A 22,791-nucleotide genomic window follows, 5' to 3' on the forward strand; every position below is an offset into this window, starting at 1 on the left:
GTCAGGCCTGCTCAGAACGCCCTGGCGTACTGCCTCGGTGCTCGAACCTCCACACCCAGCTGCTGTGCCGCGTGCAGTGGCCAGTACGGGTCGCGGAGCAGCTCGCGTGCGAGCAGCACCAGGTCGGCGGCACCGTCGTTCAACACCTGTTCGGCCTGCTTCGCCTCGGTGATCAGGCCGACCGCACCCGTGGGCACGTCCGCCTTGCGCCGCACAGCCTCAGCCAGCGGCACCTGGTAGCCGGGCCCGACCGGGATCTCCGCCTGCGCCGTGTTGCCACCACTGGACACGTCGACCAGGTCGGCACCCGCGGCCTTGAGCGCCGTCGCCAGCACCACGCTGTCGTCGGCGGTCCAGCCGTCGTCGACCCAGTCGGTACCGCTGATCCGCACGATCACCGGCACCTCCGGGCCGACGGCTGCCCGCACGGCGGCGGTGACCTCGACCGGAACGGCGATGCGTTCTTCCAGGCTGCCCTTGTTCGTCAGCGGCGAGTAGTACTGGTGCAGCAGGTAGCCGTGGGCGGCGTGGATCTCGAGCACCTCGAACCCGGCCGCGAGCGCCCGGATCGCCCCCTCGACGAACGCCTTGACGACCCCGGTGTGGTTCGTGATCTTCTCCGGCTGGTTGCCACCGGGGAACGGCTCGGTCGTGGGCGCCACCGGCACCCAGTCGCCGATCGCCTTGCGCCCGGCGTGCCCGAGCTGGATGCCGGGGACGCTGCCCTGCGCCTTGATGAAGCTCGTGACCCTGCGCCAGGCCGCGACCTGCTCGTCGTTCCAGATGCCGGTGTCCTGCGGTGAGATCCGGCCCTCCGGCACCACGGCCGTGGCCTCGGCGATCACCAGGCCGGCCCCGCCGACGGCGCGCGAGCCGAGGTGGACGAGGTGCCAGTCGGTCGGGACGCCGTCCTCCTGGTCCACCGAGTACTGGCACATCGGGCTGACCGCGATGCGGTTGGGCAGCGTGACGCCCCGCAGGGTAAGCGGGGAGAACAGCAAGCTCACGGGGGCTCCCTTGAACGTTCGTAGACCTAACTAAATGTTCAAGGGAGCCTCTCGGCGTGTTGTTCCCGGCAGCGGCGTCGTCTCAGTCACTGGGCGTGACGCTGAGACACCGAACCGGTCATCAGGTCAGATAGCGGACCTGCCTGGCCTTGCCCTCCAGCACGTCCTCCCGCGCCGCCGCGATCTCCGCCCGGTGCGAGGTCTCCGGCACCCCGACCTCCCACCACGCCCCGGCCTCCGTCCACGACGACGGGTGCGTGCGGATCACCACGACCGCGGGCCGCTGCTCACCGACCGCCACCTCGCGCGCCTTGCGGTAGGCGCCGTCCAGCTCGTCCAGCGAGTCGACCGGGAACACCGCGCAGCCCATGGCCGCCGCGTGTGCCGCGAAGTCGGTGCGGGGCGGTGTGGCGTGGGTGGACCGGCAGTCGGCGTAGAGGTTGTTGAAGCCGGTGCCGCCCTGGCCGGTCTGCAGGCGGTGGATCACGGCGTAGCCGTCGTTGTCGCAGACCACGGCCACGAAGCCGTGGCCGGCGAAGGACGCGGAGAACAGCTCCGAGTTCAGCATCAGGTACGAGCCGTCGCCCAGCAGGGTCGTGACGACACCGGAGGTGTGGGCGATCGCGGCTCCCCAGGCGCCGGCCAGCTCGTAGCCCATGCAGGAGAAGCCGTACTCGACGTCCATGGTGGCCGCGCCGGTGGCGCGCCAGCCGCCGATCAGCTCGCCGGGCAGGCCACCGGACGCGGTCAGCACGTAGTCGGTCGGGCCGCTGGCCTCGTTCACCACGCCGACGACCTGGGCGTACGTGGGCAGGCCTGCCGACGGGGTGCGCAGCGCGGTGATGTGGGCGTCCCACTTCGCACGCTCCGAGGCCGCGCGCTGGGCCCACGAGGACGGGGCCTGCCAGGAACCGAGGACGTCGGTCAGCTCGCGCAGGCCCTCGTCGGCGTCGGCGACCAGGGCGGACGAGCCGTGCTTCACGGCGTCGAAGCGGGCCGTGTTCAGCGACACCAGCTTCACGTCCGGGGAGAACACGGTCCAGGACGCGGTCGTGAAGTCCTGCAGCCGGGTGCCCACCGCGAGCACCAGATCGGCCTCGCCGGCCAGGACGTTCGCCGAGGTCGAGCCGGTGATGCCCAGGGGACCGGCGTGCAGGGGGTGGTCGTGCGGGACCAGCGTGCGGCCCGCCGTGGTCTCGGTGACCGGGATGCCGTGCTGTTCGGCGAACCGCAGGGCGCGGCCGGCGGCACCGGAGTAGCGGACGCCGCCGCCCAGCACGAGCAGCGGGCGGGCCGACGAGCGGACCAGGTGAGCGGCGTCGGCCAGCGCGTGCAGGTCGGGGCGGGAGCGCACCAGGCGGTGGACGACCGGCTTGAACAGCGACTCCGGGAAGTCGAAGGACTCGGCCTGCACGTCCTGCGGCAGCGCCAGGGTCACCGGGCCGCAGTCCGCCGGGTCGGTCAGCACGCGGGCCACCTGCGGCAACGTCGACAGCAGCTGCTCGGGCCGGGTGATGCGGTCGAAGTAGCGGGAGACGGCGCGGAAGGCGTCGTTCACGGTGGCCGTGGGGTCGTGGAAGTGCTCGACCTGCTGCAGCACCGGGTCCGGCGCGCGGCCGGTGAAGGTGTCGCCGGGCAGCAACAGCAGCGGCAGGCGGTTGGCGTGGGCGACGCCGGCCGCGGTGACCATGTTCAACGCGCCGGGGCCGATCGATGACGTGGCGACGCCGACCTGACGGCGGTGGGTGGCCTTGCCGATGCCGACGGCGGCCAGCGCCATGCCCTGCTCGGTGTGGCCGCGCCACACCGGAATCCGGTCGCGGACCTCCTCCAGCGCGGTGCCGACGCCGAGGACGTTGCCGTGACCGAAGATCGCGAACACGCCGGGGAACAGCGGTGCGCGGGTGCCGTCGAAGAGCTCGGTCTGCTGGGCGAGCATCCAGCGGACGAGCGCCTGTGCGGTCGTGAGCTTCACTTGGTCCGCCCCTCTGCGGTCGTGACCGGGCAGCGCGGGTCGAGCTCCTGCGCCGCCCAGCTGTCGCGGACCCAGGTGTGCGCCGGGTCGTCGCAGAACGCCATCGAGCGCTCGGCACCCGGTCCCGCCAGCACGTTCAGGTAGTACATCGGGTAACCGGGCGCGGCCACGCACGGGCCGTGGTAGCCGCGCGGGATCAGGAACACGTCGCCGTCGCGCACGGTCACGTCCTCGTCGATCGTGCCGTCGTCGGTGTACGTGCGGTGGAAGCCGAAACCGGTGCGCGACGGCGTGACGCCGTCCCGGTCGGCGATGCGGAAGTAGTAGACCTCCTCGTTCTCCACCTCGCACGGCGCGGAGGCGTCGTGCTTGTGCGGCGGGTACGAGGACCAGTTGCCGTCCGGGGTGATCAGCTCGCACGCGTTCAGCCTGTCCGCGTGGTCCCACACGCCCGGCACGCCGAAGTTCGTGACCTGGCGGGTCGCGTTGCCCGCGCCGCGCACCTCGACCGGGACGCCTTCCGCCGGGCCGTACTTCGGCGACAGCCGGTTCTCGCAGCGCGCCATCGGCAGCGCGACCTCGCATCCGTCCACACTGGACAAGACGACCGTCGCGTCCCGTGGCACGTAGGCGAAGTCCGTGACGCGGGTGAAGACCGACTCACGGCCCCGCAGCTCGAACCGCTCGTCGTCCACCTCGACCACGAGCGATCCGGCGAGCGGCAGCACGAACGCCTCGAACTCACCGGTCGCGACGGTACGGGCGTGGCCGGCCTCGATCCGCAGCACCCGCAGACCGGTGTACGTCCAGCCCGCGTCCGCGGGTGCGAGCGAGACGACGTCGGACGGCGTCGAGAGCGTCCCGTGTGGACGGTGCAGGGTCATTCGGTGATCCCCTTCGCGGCGCGGAGGACTTCGGCGGCAGCGGCGACGGCGGCGGCCACGTCACCGTCCGGCGGGTAGAGCAGCGCGCGGCCGACGACCAGGCCCCGCACGGCGTCGTGGCGCAGCGAACGGCCCCACGACGCGAGGTCGTCCTCGGGGTTCGCGGACGGCACGCCGCCGAGCACCAGCGCGGGCAGCGCCGTCGTGTCCAGCACGACCTCGGGTTCGCCCGGCGCGGGCAGCTTGAGCCAGGTGTAGGCGGAGGTCGAGCCCAGCCCCGCTGCCACGGCCGAAGCGCGCGACAGGGCGGCGGCGTCCTTCTGCAGCACCAGCTTGTCGTTGTGGTCGCGCTGGTACGGCAACGGTTCCACCATCGCCATCAGGCCGTGCTCGGCCAGTTCGGTGACGGCCCGCGCGCAGCCCTCCAGCGTCGGGATCGTGCCGGGGTCCGAGTCGACCAGGCGCAGCAGCATCTTGCCGCCGTCCAGGCCGAACGTCGCGATGGACGCCGCCGAGTACGCGGTGAACCGGTCGTCGATCTCCCAGTCGGCACCGGCGAGGCCACCGCGGTTCATCGACCCGATGACCACGCGTTCGTGCAGGCCGTCCAACAGCAGCAGGTCCTCGATCACGTCCGGCGTGCCGAGCACGCCGTCGACGTCGGGGTTGGCCAGCGCCGTCAGCAGGCGCGCCAGCAACGAGCGCCGGTCCGCCATCGCCAGCGGGTCGCCGCCGACGCCGAGTGCACCGCGCGCCGGGTGGTCCGCCGCGACCAGGAACAGCGTGGACTTGCCGTTCAGCAACGTCTGCCTGCGCCTGCGCGACTGGTAGGCCCGCCGGATCGAACCGGGGTCCTCCGCGCGCCGCCACAGCAGTTCGCGCCACTGCCCATCAGTGATCACAGCAGTTCCTCGATCTCCTTCTCGTCCGGCATCGCGTCGGCGCAGGCCAGCCGGGACGCGACCAACGCGCCGGCCGCGTTGGCGTAGCGGGCGATCCGCACCGGGTCCCAGCCGGACAGCAGGCCGTGCGCCAGCGACCCGCCGAACGCGTCACCGGCGCCGAGCCCGCAGACGACCTCGACGGGGTTCGGCGCGACCGTCCAGCGGCCCTCCGGCGTGGCGACGAGCACGCCGTCGGCACCCTTCTTGACCAGCACCAACGACAACCCGCGGGCCAGCAGCCGGTCAGCGGCCCCGTCCGGATCGGACGTGCCGACGGCGACCTCGACCTCGGTCCGGTTGCCCACGGCGACCGTGACGTGGTCGAGCATCCAGCCGATCTCGGTGCGCGCGGTCTCGACGTCCGGCCAGAACATCGGCCGGTGGTCCAGGTCGAGCACGGTGTGCGTGCGCCGGCCGCGGTGCTCCAGCATCTTCCGCTGGGTCGCGCGGGCCGGTTCCGCGGAGACGCCGGTGCCGGTCACCCACAGCAGCGGCACGTCCCGCACGACGTCCCACGGCACGTCGGCGTCGGTCAGCGTCAGGTCCGGCGCGGTCGGCAGCCGGTAGAACAGCAGCGGCGGGTCGGCGGGCGGGTTCAGCTCGCAGAACACCACCGGCGTCAGCAGGTCCGGCGACGTGCCGACGTGTGCCGGCGACACCCCGAACCCCTCCAGTGCTCGCCGCACGTAGGTCCCGAAGCCGTCCGGGCCGACCTTGGTCAGCACACCGGCCCGGCGGCCGAGCCGTGCGGCGGCGACCGCGACGTTGGTCGCCGTGCCGCCGAGCGACTTGGCGAACGTGCTGACGTCGGCCAGCGGCACGCCCGACTGCTCGGGGTACAGGTCGACCCCGACCCGGCCGACGGTCAGCACCTCCAGCGACGTCACGCCTCCACACCCCGCAGCTCGTGCTCCAGGGCCTCCAGCTCGGCACCACCGGCCATCTGCTTCGTGAGCTCGTTGATGTCGATCTCGGACTTCTCGTACGAGCCGAGCGCACGGCCGCGCTTGAGCAGCAGGAACCGGTTGCCGACCGGGTAGGCGTGGTGCGGGTTGTGGGTGATCAGCACGACGCCGAGGCCGCGGTCACGGGCCTGGGCCACGTACTTCAGCACCACCCCGGCCTGCTTCACGCCGAGCGCCGCGGTCGGTTCGTCGAGGATCAGCACCTTGGCGCCGAAGTGCACGGCGCGGGCGATGGCGACGCACTGCCGTTCACCGCCGGACAGCGTGCCGACGGGCTGCTCGACGTCGCGGAGGTCGATGCCCATGTCGGACAACGCCTTCCTGGTGATCTCCCTGCCCTTCTTCCGGTCCAGGAACCCGAGCTTCGTCGTCGGTTCCGAGCCGAGGAAGAAGTTGCGCCACACCGACATCAGCGGCACGACCGCGAGGTCCTGGTACACGGTCGCGATGCCGTGGTCCAGCGCCTCTCGGGGCGAGGAGAAGCGGATCTCCTGCCCCTCGACCTTGAACGAGCCCCGGTCGTGCTGGTGCACACCGGCCAGGATCTTGATCAGCGTCGACTTGCCGGCGCCGTTGTCACCGAGCACACAGGTGACCTCGCCGGCGTTGACCACGGTGGACACGTCGCTGAGCGCGATGACGCTGCCGTAGGTCTTGCCGATGTCCTCGGTCTCGATGAGTGGCGTCATCGCCGGACCCTCTCCGCTCGGCGGCGCAGCATGTTGTTCACCAGCACGGCGGCCAGCAGCATCACGCCGAGGAACAGCTGGAACCAGTCGCTGTTCCAGCCGGCGTAGACGATGCCCTGCCGGGCCATGCCGAAGATCAGCGCGCCGATCGCCGCGCCCACCGCGGAACCGAACCCGCCGGTCAGCAGGCAGCCGCCGATCACCGCCGCGATGATGTACTGGAACTCCAGGCCGATGCCCTGGTTGGCCTGCACGCTCGCGTACCGCAGGATGTTGATCGAGCCGACGAGCCACGCGGCGAACGCGGTCGTCATGAACAGCAGGATCTTCGACCGCACGACCGGCACGCCGACCGCGCGCGAGCTCTGCGCGGCACCGCCGACCGCGAAGATCCAGTTGCCGAACCGGGTGCGCATCAGCACAGTCGACGCGACGACGGTGAACAGCACCCACCAGATGATCGACACGTAGAAGCCGGTGCCCGCGACCTGGAACGTCGAGGCGAACAGGAACCCGGCCGACTCGTACCCGGCCGCCGAGCGCATGCCCGACACCTGCACGCTGCCCGTGACCAGGCGCGTGACGCCGAGGTTGAGGCCCTGCAACGCGAGGAAGCTGCCCAGCGTCACGATGAAGCTCGGCAGGCCCGTGCGCATCACGAGCCAGCCGTTCAGCGCGCCCACCGCCAGCGCGAAGGCGAGCGACACCAGCAGCGCCAGCCAGACGTTCAGTCCGAGCTGGGTGGCGAGGAGAGCCGTGACCAGCGCGGTGGACGCGGTCATGACGCCGGCGGACAGGTCGAACTCGCCGCCGATCATCAGCAACGCCACCGCGACCGCCATGATCCCGAGCATGGACGCGTCGTCCAGCCAGGTGGCGGCACCGCCGACGCTCAGGAACTGCTCGGTGACCACGGAGAAGAACACGAACACGAGCAGTGCGCCGAGCATGGCGCCGATCTCCGGCCGCTTGACCAGCTGGTCCATCGGCTTCGGCTTGCCCAGCCGTTCGTCGGCAGCCGGTGGAGCTGTGGCTGTCACGGTCATCTCCCCGCCTCCTCCCTACCTCTTGCCGTTCTTGGCGTACTCCGCGACCTTGTCCACGTTGGACTTGTCGACGAAGCCGGGGCCGGTGAGCACGGGCTTGCCGCCACCGAGGGTGTTGGCGTTGTCCTTGAACAGCTTCAGCATCACGACCGGCAGGTAGCCCTGCTGGTACTGCTGCTGGTCGACGGCGAAGAGCACCTCGCCCGCCTTGATCGCGGTGACCACGTCCGCGTTGAGGTCGAAGGTGGCGACCTGCGCCTTCGAGCTCGTGCCCTTGATGGCGGACGCGGCGTTCACGGCGACCTGCGGGTTGAGCGCGAGCACGCCGTCGACGGTGGTGTCGGACTGCAGCTTGGCCTTGATGCGGGCCTCGACGTCGGTCGGGTTGGAGATGTCGACCTGGAGGTTCTCCACCGCGCCGCCGAAGCCGGTGCGGGCACCGTCGCAGCGCTGGTTGAGGCCCGAGTTGCCGGCCTCGTGGATCACGCAGAGCAGCTTCGTCCAGCCGGCGGCCTTGAGCTTCTTGCCGGCTTCCTCACCCGCGATCGTCTCCTCCTGGCCGACGTGCGCCATGGCACCGAACTCCGCGCTCTTCGCGCTGCCGGAGTTGATCGTGATGACCGGGATGCCGGCCTTCACCGCGTTCTCGACGGACGTCTTGAGCGCGTCCGGGTTCGCCATCGACACGACGATGCCGCCGACCTTCTGCGACACGGCGTTGTCGATCAGCTTGGCCTGGGCGCCGGGGTCGCCGTCGGAGTTGTAGGTGACGCCGACGCCGAGCTGCTTGCCCGCGTCCTCCGCGCCGACCTTCACGACGCTCCAGAACGCGTCACCCGCGGTGCCGTGCGTGATGACGGAGACCTTGAGGTCGCCCGACGCGGCGGCCGGGGCGTTGTCGCCCGTGTTCTGCGACTGCGTTCCCGTCGGGCCGCTGCACGCGGCCAGTAGAGCAACACCGGCGAGAGCGGCGCCCGCACGGATGACCAGACGAGACTTCATCGTCTCCCGTCCCTTCAGAGGATCTTGCTGAGGTGCGCGAGGCTGCGCGCGGTGTCCTGGAGCGGCTTGTCCACGGGACCTCCGTGCTTGAGCCGGGTGTCCTGCTCAAGCACGAACCAACCGGTGTAGCCCGCCTCCAGGACGGACTTCACCAGTGCTTCCACGTCCACGTCGCCGTCCCCGAGCGGCACGTAGATGCCCTGTTCCACGGCATCGGTGTAACTGAGCGCGCCGCTGCGCACCTTCGCCGCGACCTCGTCACGCACGTCCTTGAGGTGCACGTGACCGATCCGGTCCGGGTAGCGGCGCGCCAGCTCGACCGGGTCCGTGCCGCCGATGAGGAGGTGGCCGGTGTCCAGGCAGAGCTGGAGATCGGAGTCGGCGAGGAACCGGTCGACCTCCGCCTCCCGCTCGACGTGGGTGCCCACGTGCGGGTGCAGCACGGTCCGCAGTCCGTGCCCGGCGGCGATCTCGCGGATCTTCGCGCAGGTGCCGACGAGCGTGTCCCACTCGTCGGCGCTGAGCTCCGGCGTCTCGTCGTAGCCGTCGAGGCCGGTCGCGGCGGCGAGCACGAGCACCTCGGCGCCGCCGGCCGCCAGGATCGCGGCGACCCGGTCGGTCTCGTCCAGGGTGGACTGGGCGCCGGTGTGCAGCGGGACGGCCAGGAAGCCGCCGACGAGGCCGAGCTCGTGGCTCTTGAGCAGGGTCTTGAGCTGCTCGGTGTCGGCCGGGAGGTAGTCGGGCGGGCCGAGCTCGGTCGCGGTGAGGCCGAGCGAGCGCATCTCGCTCAGCACGGTCCCGGACGGGAGCACGTCACCCCAGCCCGGCACCTCGCACACGCCCCAGGAGATCGGTGCTCCGGCGATCTTCGCCATGTCCTCAGTTCCCCTCGATCCGCACCGGTGCGCCGCTGCGGCGCGACTGCTCACACGCTTCGGCCAGGCGAAGGCTGATCAAACTCTGCCCCGCCGGCGACGGGTTCGCGACCTCGCCCTTGATGACCTGCGTGAACAGCTTCATCTCGTTGACATAAGCACGGTGGAAGCGCTCGGGGAAGCCGGGGTAGGCGTCCGGTCCGGCCACGTGGCCGCCGGGCTCCAGCGAGTTCAGCGGGGTGCGCGGGTCGACGCCCGCGACCAGCGAGTCCTTGCTGCCCAGCACCTCGATGCGGTGGTCGTAGCCGACCGGGTCGTGCCGCCCGCCGGCCAGCGTGGCGTGCGCACCACCGGCGAACTTCAGCAGCACGACCGCGTTGTCGACGTCGTCGGCGTCGGCGAACGCCTGGTGCACCAGGACAGACCCGCTCGCGTAGACCTCGACGACCGGCTCGCCGACCAGCCACGGCACGCAGTCCAGGTCGTGGATCAGCAGGTCGCGGAAGATGCCGCCGCTCGCGGGCAGGTAGGAGAAGTCGGGTGGGGTGGCGTCGTTGCCGACCGCCCTGACCAGGTAGACGTCACCCACCTCACCCGCGCGGATGCGGCGGTGCAGCTCGTAGATCGCCGGGTCGAACCGGCGCTGGAAGCCCACGAGGACCTCCACACCGGACTTCTCGACGTCCGCGACCAGCGCGCGCATCTCGGCGACGTCGCTCGCGATCGGCTTCTCGCACAGCGTGGGAACGCCCTGGGCGATGGCCGCGCGGAGCATCTCGGGGTGCGTGTTCGTCGGGGTGGCGAGCAGGACGCCGTCGACGCTGCCCAGGAGCGTGTCGAGGTCGTCCACCGCCGTGGTCCCGGCGAGGCCCGCCGACGCCTGCGCTGCCCTGCCGGGCACCGGGTCGAAGAGGAGCACCTCGTCCACCCGATCCAGTGCGGCGAGGTTGGTCGCATGCATGGTGCCGATCCTGCCGACACCCGCTACTCCGATCCGCATCGCAGGTTTCCCCTGTTCATCGACCTGATGTGTTAGAGCGCTCTATTGGTTGGAGCGCTCTAATGCTGTAGCTTGCGTCACACGGGTGTCAAGGGTGCGTTTCCCGCCCGTGACGTGAGGGGAGGTGTTGCCGGTGGTCAGGCCGACGATGGAAGACGTCGCACTGCGCGCGGGCGTGTCCCGCGCCCTCGTGTCACTGGTGATGCGCAATTCACCCAAGGTGAGCGAGGCGCGACGCACCGCGGTGCTGAAGGCAGCGGAGGAGCTGGGGTACTCCCCGCACGCCATGGCGCGCTCGCTGGCCTCGCGCACCTCGACGGTGCTCGGCGTGATGGTGTCCGACCTGCACAACGCGTTCTTCGCCGAGGTCGTGGACGGCATCGACGAGGTGGCGCGCGAGCAGGGGTTCGACATCATCATCAACACCGGCGGCCGCTCACCCACCCGCGAGCGCAGGGCGCTGGAGTCACTGCTGTCGTTCCGCCCCGGTGGCCTGGTCCTGCTGTCGCCGGTCGTGCCCGCGACGGCGATCTCCAAGGCGGCCGAACAACTCCCGGTCGTGCTCGTGGCCCGTTCGTCCCGTGTGTCCACTGTGGACACGGTGAACGACGACGGCGAGGTGGGCGCCCGGCTGGCCGTCGACCACCTGGTGTCGTTGGGGCACAGGCGGATCGCGCACCTGGACGGTGGCGAGGGCACCCAGGCGGGGCCCCGCCGGCGCGGGTACGTCGCCGCGATGGAGGCGCACGGGCTGGTGCCGCAGGTCGTGCCGTCCGAGTACACCGACGCGGCCGGTGCGCGGGCGATCCGCGGGCTGCTTGAAGCAGATGCCCTGCCCACGGCGATCCTGTCGTGCAACGACTTCAACGCCGTCGGCGCGATCTCGGCTCTGGAGGACGCCGGGTTGCGCGTGCCTGCTGACGTTTCCGTTGTGGGGTACGACAACACGTCGCTGGCGGCGTTGCGGCACGTCTCGCTGACCACGATCGACCAGCCCCGCGCCGAGTTCGGCCGGTTGGCTGCTTCCGCGCTGCTGCAACGGGTTCGCGAAGGACGCACCGAACCCGTGCGCCACCTGCTGACCCCTTCCCTCGTAGTCCGGACCACGACCGCCCCACCAGGAGGCTTGCGTTGAGCACCATCCCCCACTGGATCGACGGCGCCCGCACCACCGGGGTGTCGTCCCGGACCTCCGACGTCTTCAACCCGGCCACCGGTGCGGTGTCGGCGCAGGTCGTGCTGGCCGAGCAGGCCGATGTCGACCTGGCGGTGTCGTCGTCGCTGAAGGCGGCGCAGTCGTGGTCGGAGTCGTCGCTGTCGACCCGCGGCAGGATTCTGTTCGCCTACCGGCACCTGCTGCACGAGGCGCGCGACGAGCTCGCGGCGATCATCACGGCCGAGCACGGCAAGGTGCTGTCGGACGCGGCCGGTGAGGTGCAGCGCGGGCTGGAGGTCGTCGAGTTCGCGTGCGGCATCCCGCAGCTGCTCAAGGGCGAGCACTCCGAGCAGGTCTCGCGCGGTGTGGACGCGTACTCGCTGCGGCAGCCGCTGGGCGTGGTCGCGGGCATCACGCCGTTCAACTTCCCGGTGATGGTGCCGATGTGGATGTTCCCCATCGCCATCGCGACCGGCAACACCTTCGTGCTGAAGCCGTCCGAGCGCGACCCGTCGGCGTCGGTGCGCCTGGCCGAGCTGTTCCAGGAGGCCGGCCTGCCCGACGGGGTGCTGAACGTGCTGCAGGGCGACGCCTTCGCGGTCAACGCCCTGCTCGACCACCCGGACGTCGCGGCGGCCTCGTTCGTCGGCTCGACCCCGATCGCCCGGCACGTGTACGCGCGCGGCACGGCGGCCGGCAAGCGGGTGCAGGCGCTGGGCGGCGCGAAGAACCACATGGTCGTGCTGCCGGACGCGGACCTCGACGTGGCCGCCGACGCCGCCGTGTCCGCGGGCTACGGCTCCGCGGGCGAACGCTGCATGGCGATCTCGGTGGTCGTGGCGGTGGGCCCGGCAGGTGACGAGCTCGTGGCCAAGATCGCCTCGCGCACCCGCGACCTGCACCCGTCCGTGCTGCCGGGCACAGACCCGTCCGCGCAGATGGGCCCGCTGGTGACCGGCGCGCACCGGGACCGCGTCCGGTCCTACGTGGACGCGGGCGAGGCCGCGGGCGCGTCCCTGGTGGTGGACGGCCGCGGGCACGCACCCGAGGGCCACGAGGACGGCTTCTGGCTCGCGCCGACGCTGTTCGACCACGTCACCCCCGACATGAGCGTCTACACCGACGAGATCTTCGGGCCGGTCCTCGTCGTCGTGCGCGCCGAGACGTTCGAGGACGCGCTCGCGCTGGTCAACGCCAACCCGTACGGCAACGGCACCGCCATCTACACCGGTGACGGGCTGGCGGCGCGCGAGTACCAGCGGCGGGTGCAGGTCGGCATGGTCGGGATCAACGTCCCCATCCCCGTGCCGATGGCCTACTACTCGTTCGGCGGCTGGAAGGACTCGCTGTTCGGTGACACGCACGTGCACGGCGCCGAGGGCGTGCGGTTCTACACGCGGGCGAAGGCGATCACGGCCCGATGGCCGCAGCAGCACGGCGTGAACCTGGGCTTCCCCACGCACGGCTGACCCCGGCTTCACGGCACGCGGGGACCTTTCGTACCCCAGGAGGGTACGAAAGGTCCCCGCGTGCCCTGCTCAGGCGTCGATTTTCTCGTGCTGGGGAGAGGGAGCAGCAGGAGGGGTTGGGGTGGGGAAGAGGCGGCGGAGCAGCGGGAAGAACACGATCAGCAGGATCACGACGTAGACGACGATCGCCATCGGCGTGTTGACCAGGCCGGTGAGCGAGCCGTCGGAGAGCTGCAGTGCGCGGCGCATCTGCTGTTCGGCCGCCGGGCCGAGGATGACGCCGATGATCGCCGGCAGGACGGGCAGGCCGTAGCGGCGCATCGCGAAGCCCAGCAGGCCGATCACGAACATCAGCAGCAGGTCGAAGATGTCCGCGTTGACCGCGTAGGCGCCGACCGAGGCGAAGAACAGGATGCCCGCGTACAGGTACGGCCGCGGGATGCGCAGCAGCTTCGCCCACACCGGTGCCAGCGGCAGGTTCAGCACCAGCAGCAGGGTCAGGCCGATGAACAGCGACGCGATCAACGCCCAGACCAGGCCGGACTCGCGTTGGAACAGCAGCGGGCCCGGCTGGATGCCGTACTGCTGGAACGCGGCGAGCATGACGGCCGCGACCGCCGTGGTGGGCAGGCCCAGGGTCAGCATCGTGACGAGGGTGCCGGCGGCGGAGGCGGAGGCCGTGGACTCCGGGCCCGCGACGCCCTCGATGGCGCCCTTGCCGAACTCGTCCTTGTGCTTGGAGAGGCGCTTCTCCGTCACGTACGACAGGAACGTGGGGATCTCCGCGCCGCCGGCCGGGATCGCGCCGAACGGGAAGCCGATCACCGGGCCGCGCAGCCACGGCTTCCAGGTGCGCTTGAGGTCGGCGCGGGACAGCCACGGGCGGCCGACCGGGATCGGTTCGAACGGCTTGCGGCGCAGGTGGGCGGCCACCCAGAGGGCCTCGCCGACCGCGAACAGGGCGACCGCGACCACGATGATGTCGATGCCGTCCGCGAGGTGCAGCGAGCCGAACGTCAGGCGCTGCTGGCCGGTCATCTCGTCCAGGCCGACCAGCCCGAGGGTGAGGCCGATCAGCAACGACGCCACGCCGCGGATGCGCGAGGCGCCCAGCACCGAGGTCACCGCGATGAACGCCAGCACCATGATCGCGAACAGGTCCGGTGCACCGATGTCGACGGCGTGCTTCGCGACGAACGGGGCCAGCAGCACGATCAGCAGCGTGCCGACGATGCCGCCGGTGAAGTGGCCGATCGCGGCCGCGGCAAGCGCTTGCGCACCCCTGCCCTTGCGGGCCATCGGGTTGCCTTCGAACGCGGCGACGACCGCGGCGCTCTCACCCGGTGTGTTCAGCAGGATCGACGTCGTCGAGCCGCCGAACATGCCGCCGTAGTAGATGCCCGCGAACATGATGAACGCGCCGGTCGGCTCCATGCCGTAGGTGACCGGCAGCAGCAGTGCCACCGCCATGGCCGGGCCGATGCCCGGCAGGACGCCGATCGCGGTGCCCAGGAGCACGCCGATCGCCGCGAACAGCAGGTGTGTCGGCGTCAGCGCGGTCGCGAAGCCGTCGAGCAGTTGTTCCACCTAGAACACCTCCATCAACGGGCCACCGGGCAGGGGGACGCCGAGCAGGTTGTTGAACACCAGGAAGGTCGCGACCGACATGCCGGCCGCGATCAGCGGGTCGCGGGCCAGGTTGCGGCTGCCGAGCGCGTAGGCCGCGCCCCAGAACAGGACCGCGCCGGAGATCGGGAAGCCGACCACGCCGATGAGCGCGGCGTTCGCGAGGAAGGCACCGCACAGCAACAAGACCGTGCGCCAGTCGGCGGGTGCGGTCAGGTCGACGTCCTCGCCGCCCTCGGCCTCACCGCGGCCGCCGCGCAGCACGTCGCGGGCCAGCAGCACCGCCACGACCAGCAGCAGCGAGCCGACCAGGACCGGCACCGCCTTCGGGCCGACCGGGCCGCGCTGGGCGAAGTCGGTCGGGATCTGCACGGCGTCGGTCAGCACCAGCGCGCCGAGCACGACCAGCAGGGCGCAGATGCCCAGCTCGGACCGTTCGCGGAGCCAGGCACCCGGCCGTGCCCGAGGCCGCTCCTCCGTCTTCGTCGTCATGCGAGCCCCAAGTCCTTGAGCACCGTTGCCACCCGCTTGTTCTCGTTGTCGAGGAAGGTCCCGAACTCGTCGCCCGGTGCGAACGCGTCGGTCCACCCGTTGCGCTGCAGGGCTTCCGACCACTGCGGCGTCTTCTGCATCCGTTCGAACAGGTCGACGAGCTTGTCGCGGTCGGCCTGCGCGATGCCCGGCGGTGCGACGACGCCCCGCCAGTTGGTGAACTCGACGTCCACCCCCGCCTGCCGCAACGTCGGCGCGTCGATGCCCTGGATGCGGTCCTTGCTGGTCACCGCGAGCACCCGCAGCGTGCCGGCCTGGATCTGGTCGCGGTACTCGCCGACGCCGGAGACGCCGAACGCGACCTTGCCGCCGAGGACGCTCGCGAGCAGCTCGCCGCCGCCGTCGAACGGGATGTAGTTGACGGTCCTGGGCGGCAGCCCGACGGCCTTCGCGATCAGCATCGGTGCCAGGTGGTCGGGACCGCCCGGTGCCGACCCGCCGCCGACGGTGACCGTGCCGGGGTTGGCCTTCCACGCGTCCACGAGCTGCTGCATCGACGTGTACGGCGAGTTCTTCGCCACCACGACGATGTCCGGTTCCTCGATCAGCTTCGCGATCGGGGTGGTGTCCAGCAGCGAGTTGGGCGACTTGTTCGTGTAGACCGCGCCCACCACGCCCAGGCCCATCGACATGATCAGCTTGCCGTTGCCGCGCTCGCCGACCGTGCGGCCGAGCCCGACCGTGCCGCCGGCGCCGGGGAGGTTGAACACCTCGGCGTTGCGCAGCAGGTCGGCGTCCTCCATGGCCTTGGCCGCGGTGCGCGCCGTGATGTCGTAGCCGCCGCCCGGTGCGTTCGGCACGAGCACGCGCAGCGCCCGCACCTGGTTCGTGTCGCCGCTGTCCGCACCCGGCGTCAGCAACGGCGGCACCAGCAGGACGGCGAGCAACGCCGTCGCCACCGCCACCCACACCTTCACCGACACTGTGATCCCCGCCTCTCGTCCGCGTGGTTGGACATGTTGCTCTGGTGTAAACCTGGATGTCGCTCTTGCGCTTCTAAGGTTTCTTTCGGTCTTTCTGGTCACGGGAGGTTTCATGCGCCGCCGCCGTTCCCTGGCCAGTCAACTGCTCGTGTGGCAACTCGTAGTGGTCCTGTGCCTGCTGTTCGCGGTGGGCGCGCTGACCGTCGTCCAGACGGGCCGCAACTTCCGCTCCAACGAGGAACGCCGGATGCTGTCCGTCGCGGAGAACGTGGCCGCCACGGACGTCGTGCAGACGCAGATGGGCAACCGCGACCTGCTGGCACCGGCCGCGGAGACCGCGCGGGGCCTCTCCGGCGCCACCTACGTGCTGGTCGTCGACCTCCAGCGGCGCGTCCTCACCTCACCCGACCCCGCCCAGGTCGGGTCCACTCTGGACACCACGACCACCGCGTTCGACGGCAGGGCGTGGGTCGGCACGGCCGGAGGCTCGATCGAGGCGCACGTGCCGGTGTTCGACCCGCAGACCCGCGGGGTCAACGGGATCGTGGTCGCGGGCGTGCGCGAGCCGGGCATCTGGGCGGGCGCCCTCAACCAGCCGGTCGACGCGCTGCGCTACCTGCTGATCGCGCTCGTCATCGGCGTCACCGGGTCGCTGCTGCTGGCCAGGCGGGTGAAGAACCAGACGCTCGGGCTGGAACCGCACGAGATCACCGCGCTGGTCGAGAACCGCGAGGCGTTGCTGCACGGCATCAGGGAGGGCGTGGTCGGCCTCGACGCGCAGGACCGGATCACGCTGGTCAACGACCACGCGCGGGAGCTGCTCGCGTTGCCGGGCGACGCGGTCGGGCGGGCGGTGGAGGAGCTGGAGCTCAACGACCGGCTGCGCGACGTGCTCACCGGGCGGGCCACCGGCGTCGACCAGCTCGTGCTGCGCCAAGGCGTCGTGCTCACGTTGAACCGCATGCCGATCGAGGGCGCGGGCGCGGTCGTGACGCTGCGGGACCGCACGGAGCTCCTCGCGCTGCAACACGAGCTGGACGCCTCGCAGCACGCGACGGACACGTTGCGGGCGCAGGCGCACGAGTTCGCGAACCGGCTGCACACCATCGCCGGGCTGATCTCGCTCCAGGAGTACGACGAGGTCACCCACTACATCCACCGGATCAGCTCGGCGCAGGACCAGTGGCGGGCCGAGGTCAGCTCGTCGATCGGCGACCCCGCCGTGGCCGCGCTGCTGATCGCCAAGGCGTCGCTGGCCGCCGAGCGCGGCACGGAGCTGCGGATGGCGCCGGACAGCGTGCTGGGCCGCACCGACGAGGCGTTGTCCGCCGATCTGGTGATGGTGCTGGGAAATCTCGTCGACAACGCGTTGGATGCGCTGAGCTCGTTGAACGGCGACCGGAAGTGGATCGAGGTGGGTGTGGTGCAGGTGGACGACGAGGTCCAGGTCGTGGTCCGCGACTCCGGCCCGGGAGTCGCACCGGAGCTGGCCGAGGAGGTGTTCCGGCACGGGTTCACGACCAAGGCGGCATCGCACGGGGAACGCGGCCTCGGGCTCGCGCTGATCCGGCGGGCGTGCCTGCGGCGTGGCGGGTCGGTGAGCGTGTCCGGCTCGGTGTTCACGGCAAGGCTGCCCTGGTGAAGCGGGTGCTGGTCGTCGACGACGACTTCATGGTGGCCAAGGTGCACAGCGGTTACGTCGCGCGCACCGGCGGTTTCGAGGTCGTCGGCGTCGCGCACACGGGCGCGGACGCGTTGCGGCTGGTGGCGACGCTCAAACCGGACCTGGTGCTGCTCGACGTCTACCTGCCGGACATGAGCGGACTCGACGTGCTGAAGTCGTTGCGCGCCAACGAGGACGTCGACGTCATCGTGATCACGGCCGCGACCGACGTGGACACCGTGCGCGGTGCGATGCGCGGCGGCGTCCTGCACTACCTGATCAAGCCGTTCGACTACGACGCGCTGCGCGACCAGCTCGCGCACTTCGCGTCGCTGCACGAGAAGCTCGACCGGCTCGGAACGGCCGGGCAGGCGGACGTGGACCAGGTGTTCGGTGCACGACCGTCGTCGAAACCGTTGCTGCCCAAGGGGTTGACGCCGGAGACCGCGCGGCTCGTGGAGAACGCGCTGAGGGCGCACCCGGAGGGGTTGTCGGCGTCGGAGTGCGCGTCGTCCACGGGGGTCGCGCGGGTGAGCGCGCGGCGGTACCTGGAGCACTTCGTGTCGGCGGGGCGGGCGGAGGTGCGGTTGCGGTACGGCGGAACCGGCCGACCGGAACGGATCTATGCACTACTCCCAGGAGCCTGAGCGGCCGCGTTTGGTCTGTGCCCGGCGCTTCTTGCCCGCGATGCGGCGTTCCTTCGAGCCCCTGGTGGGCTTGGTCGGCTTGCGCATCGGCGGCGGGGGTGCGGCCGCAGCGCGCAGGATCGCGGCGAGGCGTTCGCGGGCGGCGGCGCGGTTCTGCAGCTGGGCGCGGTGCTCGGAGGCGGCGATCGTGAGGACGCCGTCGACCAGCCGACCGGCCAGGCGGTCGAGCATGCGGCGCCTGAGGTGCTCGGGGATCGTGGGCGAGCCGGCGACGTCGAAGCTGAGCTCCACCCGGCTGTCCGCCGTGTTCACGCCCTGCCCGCCAGGGCCACCCGACCTGGAAAAACGTTCGCGCAACTCGGCCGCCGGCAGCACCAGCGTCCGAGTCACGGTCACGTCGTTCATGCCTCCAGGTTAGAAGGTCAGGCCCGGAAGTGTCGCGATCTTTATCAGCGTCTCGCGGTCGGGCAGCGGCGCCGGCCGGGACGTCGGGGCGTCCAGCTTCGGCGCGCCGGCCACGTTGGTGCGGAACTCGCCCACGTTGACGCTGATGACCTTGACGAACGTGCCGTCCGGCCGGAGCGCCTCCACCTGGTACAGGTGGACGCCGTCCGGCCTGCCCGCGATGCTGGACCGGACCTTGATGCCGCCGACCTCGCGCAGTTCGCACGGTGCGACCTCGGGCTCGAAGCACGTGCTGATGTCCGTGGCGTTGCCGCGGGTGAGCTCGATCGTCAACGCGCCGGTGCCCTGGGCGTCGTCCAGCAGCGCCACGGCGCGACGGCTCTTGTCCAGGTCGAAGAACTGCAGCGCACGTCCCGGCACCCCGGGGACGTCCCGCACGGTCACCCCGGCCGGGATCACGTCCGCGGCGCCCAGGACCGCGGTGAGCTGGGCGTTGCGGTCGATCGTGCCGGAGACCGCGCTGCCCGCGCTGTCGCTCGCCGTGAGCTGCGGCCGGAGTGCGACGACCACCCCGCCCAGGCCCGCGACCAGCACGAACGCGAGCGCGCCCGCGATGGCGGTGCGGCGGCGGGCGAGCTTCGTCCTGCCCGCTCTGATGACCTCGCTGCGGCGGATGCCCGACTGCGGTTCGTCGACCAGCAGGTCGCGCAACGCGGCGAGTCCCTTGGCCGCCTGGCTCTTCACCGTGCCCTCCGTCCTGCCGAGGATGCGGGCGGTCTCGGTGATGCTCAGGTCCTCCCAGTACCGCAGCACTACGACGGCGCGTTGCCCCGGTGGCAACGCGTCGAGCGCCTGGCGCAGGTCCAGGTCGGCGGTCGACGGTTCCGGTGCCGCGCGTTCGGGCACGGCGTCGACGGACCGCTCGCGCTGGAAGAACCCGCGCCGGGACTCGTCGATCGACGTGCGCACGAGCACCTTGCGCGCGTACGCGTCCACGCTGTCCCTGCGCACCCGCGGCCACGCCACGTAGAGCTTGATCAACGCGTTCTGGACGATGTCCTCGGCACGGTGCCAGTCGCCGCACAGCAGGAACGCCGTGCGGCGCATGACGAGCGCGCGTGCGTCGACGAACTCCCCGAACTCGCGGTCCCGGTCCAAGTGCCCCTCCTCGGTCGCCGCCTAGTACGCGGCGGCGACCCCGGGAGGTTGCCTCGGGAGATCAGAAACGCGGGTGGTCCCCGACGAGCGAGGCGCCGCCCTCTTCCGACCTGGTGACCTCGCCGAGCACCCACGACGGCACGTGGCGCGCGGTCAGCACGGCCAGCGCGCGGTCGACGTCCTCCGGCGCGACGACGGCGACCATGCCGACGCCCATGTTGAACGCCTTCTCCATCTCCTCGCGCTCCACCCGGCCGCGCTGGGCGATGAGCTGGAAGACCGGGGCGGGCGTCCAGGTGCCGCGGTCGAGCTTCGCGTGCAGGCCCTCCGGCAGCACGCGGGCCAGGTTCGCGGCCAGGCCACCACCGGTGACGTGGGAGAACCCGCGGACCTCGGTCTCGGCGATCAGCGCGAGGCAGTCCTTCGCGTAGATCTTGGTCGGCTCCAGCAGCTCCTCGCCGAGGGTGCGGCCGAACTCCTCGACGTGGCCCTCCAGCGGCATGCGGGCGATCTCCAGCAGCACGTGGCGGGCCAGCGAGTAGCCGTTGGAGTGCAGGCCGGACGAGCCCATCGCGATCACGACGTCGCCGTCGCGGACCCGGTCGGGGCCGAGCAGCTTCGACTGCTCGACCACGCCGACGCCAGTGCCGGAGATGTCGTAGTCGTCGTCGCCCATCAGGCCGGGGTGCTCGGCGGTCTCCCCGCCGAGCAGCGCGCAGCCGGCCTGCACGCAGCCCTCGGCGATGCCCTTGACCAGCGCCGCGATCTTGTCCGGCACAACCCGGCCGACCGCGATGTAGTCCTGCACGAACAGCGGCTCCGCGCCGCACACGACCAGGTCGTCCACGATCATGGCGACCAGGTCGATGCCCACGGTGTCGTGCTTGTCGAGCGCCTGCGCGACCGCGATCTTGGTGCCGACGCCGTCCGTGGAGGAGGCGAGGACCGGCTCCTTCCAGCGGTCGAGCTTGAGCTGGAACAGGCCGGCGAACCCGCCGATGCCACCGAGCACCTCGGGCCGGTGCGCCTTGGCCGCCCACGGCTTCAGCTTCTCCACCGCCTCGTCACCTGCGGCGATACTGACTCCGGCTGCGGCGTAGGTGGCCTTGGCGCTGTCGGTCACGTCAACTTCTTCCACTTGTTCTGGAGGCCTCAGGGGCGACGCAGTGCGTCCTCGGCACCATAGCCGTTGGGCAGGACGGGAGCGGCCGAGCCCGCCACGCCCTTGAGGCCCTCCAGCAGGTGCTTGCCGATGAGCGCGTCCGCCGGGAGCTCGATCGGGTACTCGCCGTCGAAGCACGCCGAGCACAGCCGCGTCTTGGGCTGCTCGGTCGCCGCGACGAGCTGTTCGAGCGACACGTACCCGAGCGAGTCGGCACCGACCGAGCGGCGGATGCCGTCGTCGTCCAGGCCGTTGGCGATCAGCTCGGCCCGCGAGGCGAAGTCGATGCCGTAGAAGCACGGCCACTTCACGGGCGGTGACGCGATCCGCACGTGCACTTCAAGCGCACCGGCCTCGCGCAGCATGCGCACGAGCGCGCGCTGGGTGTTGCCGCGCACGATCGAGTCGTCCACGACGACCAGGCGCTTGCCGCGGATGACGTCGCGCAGCGGGTTCAGCTTGAGCCGGATGCCCAGCTGCCGGATGGTCTGCGACGGCTGGATGAACGTCCGGCCGACATAGGCGTTCTTGACCAGGCCCGAGCCGTACGGGATGCCGCTGGCCTGCGCGTACCCGATCGCGGCCGGCGTGCCGGACTCCGGCACCGGGATCACCAGGTCGGCCTCGACCGGGTGCTCCTTGGCGAGCCGGCGGCCGATCTCGACGCGCGTGGCGTGCACGCTGCGACCGGAGATCGTCGTGTCCGGCCGCGCCAGGTAGACGTACTCGAAGATGCAGCCCTTGGGCTCGGGGTTCCCGAACCGGCTGGACCGCAGCCCGTCGCCGTCGATCGCGATCAGCTCACCCGGCTCGACCTCGCGCACGAAGCTCGCGCCGACGATGTCCAGCGCCGCGGTCTCGCTCGCGACGACCCAGCCGCGCTCCAGCCGGCCGAGGACCAGCGGCCGGACGCCGTGCGGGTCCCGTGCCGCGTACAGCGTGCTCTCGTCGGAGAACACCAGGCAGAACGCACCGCGGACGGTCGGCAGCAGCTCCATGGCCGCCTGCTCGATGCCCTTGTCCGCCGCCGCGTGCGCGAGCAGCGCGGTGAGGATGTCCGAGTCGGTGGTGGCGCCGTTGCGGCTGGTCAGACCCAGCTCCCGCGCCTTCTCCCGCAGCTCGGCGGTGTTCACCAGGTTGCCGTTGTGCCCGAGGCTGAGCCCCGACCCGGCGGCGGTGGTGCGGAACGTCGGCTGCGCGTTCTCCCAGGTCGTGGACCCGGTGGTGGAGTAGCGGCAGTGGCCGACGGCCACGTGGCCCTTCAGCGACTGCAGGACCTGCTCGTCGAAGACCTGGCTGACGAGCCCGAGGTCCTTGAAGACGACCACCTGCGCGCCGTCACCGACCGAGATGCCCGCTGCCTCCTGACCGCGGTGCTGCAGGGCGTAGAGGCCGTAGTAGGTGAGCTTCGAGACGTCCTCGCCAGGAGCCCAGACGCCGAAGACGCCGCACTCCTCACGAGGTTCCTGTTCGGGCTGGGAATGGTCGGCGACCACCGAGTTGGCTCCCTCACGACGGGGCTGGCTGCTACCCGAGTGTATGTGGAGCAGGGGGCTGTTCACCCCCATCGCACCCCCGTTGAGGTGATGAAACTCATGCCTTCCGGCACCCGGCGACCTCGGTTCGCACCGAGTTCGCCGGGA

21 protein-coding genes are annotated in these 22,791 nt (G+C 71.1%); 4 read left to right on the forward strand and 17 right to left on the reverse strand.

Features of this window, described 5'->3' with window-relative positions:
* Positions 1–11 precede the first annotated feature (11 nt).
* The 10 genes from ACZ7CD_RS02580 to ACZ7CD_RS02625 all read right to left on the reverse strand — a co-directional run bounded on the left by ACZ7CD_RS02580 (position 12) and on the right by ACZ7CD_RS02625 (position 10,387).
* The gene (locus tag ACZ7CD_RS02580) at positions 12–1,007 is read right to left on the reverse strand and encodes an NADH:flavin oxidoreductase/NADH oxidase (protein WP_470378207.1); all 996 of its coding nucleotides are present in this window, start codon (positions 1,005–1,007) and stop codon (positions 12–14) included.
* Positions 1,008–1,128: 121 nt separating this feature from the next.
* Positions 1,129–2,982, reverse strand: a complete 1,854-nt coding sequence (iolD, locus tag ACZ7CD_RS02585; protein WP_470378208.1) for a 3D-(3,5/4)-trihydroxycyclohexane-1,2-dione acylhydrolase (decyclizing) — start codon at positions 2,980–2,982, stop codon at positions 1,129–1,131.
* Complete coding sequence (gene iolB, locus ACZ7CD_RS02590; RefSeq protein WP_470378209.1) at positions 2,979–3,866, reverse strand: 5-deoxy-glucuronate isomerase; 888 nt, start codon at positions 3,864–3,866, stop codon at positions 2,979–2,981. The genes iolD and iolB overlap by 4 nt, the downstream gene beginning before the upstream one ends.
* Positions 3,863–4,768, reverse strand: coding sequence for a Cgl0159 family (beta/alpha)8-fold protein (locus ACZ7CD_RS02595; protein ID WP_360396736.1), 906 nt, complete (start codon positions 4,766–4,768; stop codon positions 3,863–3,865). Before ACZ7CD_RS02595 ends, iolB begins: the two co-directional genes overlap by 4 nt.
* Entirely contained in the window at positions 4,765–5,697 is a 933-nt protein-coding gene (iolC, locus tag ACZ7CD_RS02600; RefSeq protein ID WP_360396734.1) for a 5-dehydro-2-deoxygluconokinase, read from the reverse strand. Before iolC ends, ACZ7CD_RS02595 begins: the two co-directional genes overlap by 4 nt.
* A complete protein-coding gene (locus tag ACZ7CD_RS02605; protein ID WP_360396733.1) occupies positions 5,694–6,464 on the reverse strand; it encodes an ATP-binding cassette domain-containing protein in 771 nt (256 codons plus the stop codon). The genes iolC and ACZ7CD_RS02605 overlap by 4 nt, the downstream gene beginning before the upstream one ends.
* The gene (locus ACZ7CD_RS02610) at positions 6,461–7,450 is read right to left on the reverse strand and encodes an ABC transporter permease (protein ID WP_458434291.1); all 990 of its coding nucleotides are present in this window, start codon (positions 7,448–7,450) and stop codon (positions 6,461–6,463) included. Before ACZ7CD_RS02610 ends, ACZ7CD_RS02605 begins: the two co-directional genes overlap by 4 nt.
* Positions 7,451–7,525: 75 nt before the next feature.
* Positions 7,526–8,512, reverse strand: coding sequence for a sugar ABC transporter substrate-binding protein (locus tag ACZ7CD_RS02615; protein WP_470378210.1), 987 nt, complete (start codon positions 8,510–8,512; stop codon positions 7,526–7,528).
* Positions 8,513–8,526: 14 nt separating this feature from the next.
* Entirely contained in the window at positions 8,527–9,387 is an 861-nt protein-coding gene (locus tag ACZ7CD_RS02620) for a TIM barrel protein (protein WP_470378211.1), read from the reverse strand.
* A gap of 4 nt (positions 9,388–9,391) precedes the next feature.
* The gene (locus tag ACZ7CD_RS02625) at positions 9,392–10,387 is read right to left on the reverse strand and encodes a Gfo/Idh/MocA family protein (protein WP_470378212.1); all 996 of its coding nucleotides are present in this window, start codon (positions 10,385–10,387) and stop codon (positions 9,392–9,394) included.
* Between the two features lie 133 nt (positions 10,388–10,520).
* Between ACZ7CD_RS02625 and ACZ7CD_RS02630 the strand changes: the two genes are divergently transcribed.
* Entirely contained in the window at positions 10,521–11,522 is a 1,002-nt protein-coding gene (locus tag ACZ7CD_RS02630) for a LacI family DNA-binding transcriptional regulator (protein ID WP_470378213.1), read from the forward strand.
* Positions 11,519–13,012, forward strand: a complete 1,494-nt coding sequence (locus ACZ7CD_RS02635; RefSeq protein ID WP_470378214.1) for a CoA-acylating methylmalonate-semialdehyde dehydrogenase — start codon at positions 11,519–11,521, stop codon at positions 13,010–13,012. The genes ACZ7CD_RS02630 and ACZ7CD_RS02635 overlap by 4 nt, the downstream gene beginning before the upstream one ends.
* 69 nt (positions 13,013–13,081) lie before the next feature.
* On the opposite strand, the gene ACZ7CD_RS02640 is transcribed toward ACZ7CD_RS02635, so the two are convergent.
* Genes ACZ7CD_RS02640 through ACZ7CD_RS02650 form a run of 3 tightly spaced genes read right to left on the reverse strand, consistent with a single transcriptional unit; the run spans position 13,082 to position 16,095 of the window.
* Positions 13,082–14,599 (reverse strand): tripartite tricarboxylate transporter permease, encoded by a 1,518-nt coding sequence (locus ACZ7CD_RS02640; protein ID WP_470378215.1) that lies wholly within the window; start codon positions 14,597–14,599, stop codon positions 13,082–13,084.
* Positions 14,600–15,130 carry a tripartite tricarboxylate transporter TctB family protein gene (locus ACZ7CD_RS02645; RefSeq protein ID WP_470378216.1) on the reverse strand — a complete coding sequence of 177 codons (531 nt, stop codon included), beginning with the start codon at positions 15,128–15,130 and terminating at the stop codon, positions 14,600–14,602.
* Positions 15,127–16,095, reverse strand: coding sequence for a Bug family tripartite tricarboxylate transporter substrate binding protein (locus ACZ7CD_RS02650; RefSeq protein ID WP_470378391.1), 969 nt, complete (start codon positions 16,093–16,095; stop codon positions 15,127–15,129). Before ACZ7CD_RS02650 ends, ACZ7CD_RS02645 begins: the two co-directional genes overlap by 4 nt.
* Positions 16,096–16,225: 130 nt before the next feature.
* Here ACZ7CD_RS02650 and ACZ7CD_RS02655 point away from each other — a divergent pair, with 130 nt between their 5' ends.
* Both ACZ7CD_RS02655 and ACZ7CD_RS02660 read left to right on the forward strand, forming a co-directional pair.
* A complete protein-coding gene (locus ACZ7CD_RS02655; RefSeq protein ID WP_360394428.1) occupies positions 16,226–17,755 on the forward strand; it encodes a sensor histidine kinase in 1,530 nt (509 codons plus the stop codon).
* On the forward strand, positions 17,752–18,423 hold the full coding sequence (locus ACZ7CD_RS02660; protein WP_360394425.1) for a response regulator: 672 nt from the start codon (positions 17,752–17,754) through the stop codon (positions 18,421–18,423). The genes ACZ7CD_RS02655 and ACZ7CD_RS02660 overlap by 4 nt, the downstream gene beginning before the upstream one ends.
* Here the strand turns inward: ACZ7CD_RS02660 and arfB are convergent.
* The 4 genes from arfB to purF all read right to left on the reverse strand — a co-directional run bounded on the left by arfB (position 18,406) and on the right by purF (position 22,644).
* Positions 18,406–18,828 (reverse strand): alternative ribosome rescue aminoacyl-tRNA hydrolase ArfB, encoded by a 423-nt coding sequence (gene arfB, locus ACZ7CD_RS02665; protein ID WP_360394422.1) that lies wholly within the window; start codon positions 18,826–18,828, stop codon positions 18,406–18,408. The genes ACZ7CD_RS02660 and arfB overlap by 18 nt on opposite strands.
* A gap of 9 nt (positions 18,829–18,837) precedes the next feature.
* The gene (locus ACZ7CD_RS02670; protein ID WP_470373000.1) at positions 18,838–19,986 is read right to left on the reverse strand and encodes a SigE family RNA polymerase sigma factor; all 1,149 of its coding nucleotides are present in this window, start codon (positions 19,984–19,986) and stop codon (positions 18,838–18,840) included.
* A gap of 61 nt (positions 19,987–20,047) precedes the next feature.
* Entirely contained in the window at positions 20,048–21,109 is a 1,062-nt protein-coding gene (purM, locus tag ACZ7CD_RS02675) for a phosphoribosylformylglycinamidine cyclo-ligase (RefSeq protein ID WP_470369852.1), read from the reverse strand.
* Positions 21,110–21,138: 29 nt separating this feature from the next.
* The gene (gene purF, locus ACZ7CD_RS02680; protein ID WP_360394417.1) at positions 21,139–22,644 is read right to left on the reverse strand and encodes an amidophosphoribosyltransferase; all 1,506 of its coding nucleotides are present in this window, start codon (positions 22,642–22,644) and stop codon (positions 21,139–21,141) included.
* Between the last annotated feature and the right edge of the window lie 147 nt (positions 22,645–22,791).

This window comes from Lentzea sp. NPDC036949, assembly GCF_055608075.1.

Excerpts from the sequence above, each read along its gene's own strand:
- iolB (WP_470378209.1), bottom strand. The coding sequence starts at position 3,866 with ATGACCCTGCACCGTCCACACGGGACGCTCTCGACGCCGTCCGACGTC.
- ACZ7CD_RS02605 (WP_360396733.1), bottom strand. The coding sequence starts at position 6,464 with ATGACGCCACTCATCGAGACCGAGGACATCGGCAAGACCTACGGCAGC.
- ACZ7CD_RS02610 (WP_458434291.1), bottom strand. The coding sequence starts at position 7,450 with ATGGACCAGCTGGTCAAGCGGCCGGAGATCGGCGCCATGCTCGGCGCA.
- ACZ7CD_RS02615 (WP_470378210.1), bottom strand. The coding sequence starts at position 8,512 with ATGAAGTCTCGTCTGGTCATCCGTGCGGGCGCCGCTCTCGCCGGTGTT.
- ACZ7CD_RS02620 (WP_470378211.1), bottom strand. The coding sequence starts at position 9,387 with ATGGCGAAGATCGCCGGAGCACCGATCTCCTGGGGCGTGTGCGAGGTG.
- ACZ7CD_RS02625 (WP_470378212.1), bottom strand. The coding sequence starts at position 10,387 with ATGCGGATCGGAGTAGCGGGTGTCGGCAGGATCGGCACCATGCATGCG.
- ACZ7CD_RS02645 (WP_470378216.1), bottom strand. The coding sequence starts at position 15,130 with ATGACGACGAAGACGGAGGAGCGGCCTCGGGCACGGCCGGGTGCCTGG.
- ACZ7CD_RS02655 (WP_360394428.1), top strand. The coding sequence starts at position 16,226 with ATGCGCCGCCGCCGTTCCCTGGCCAGTCAACTGCTCGTGTGGCAACTC.
- arfB (WP_360394422.1), bottom strand. The coding sequence starts at position 18,828 with ATGAACGACGTGACCGTGACTCGGACGCTGGTGCTGCCGGCGGCCGAG.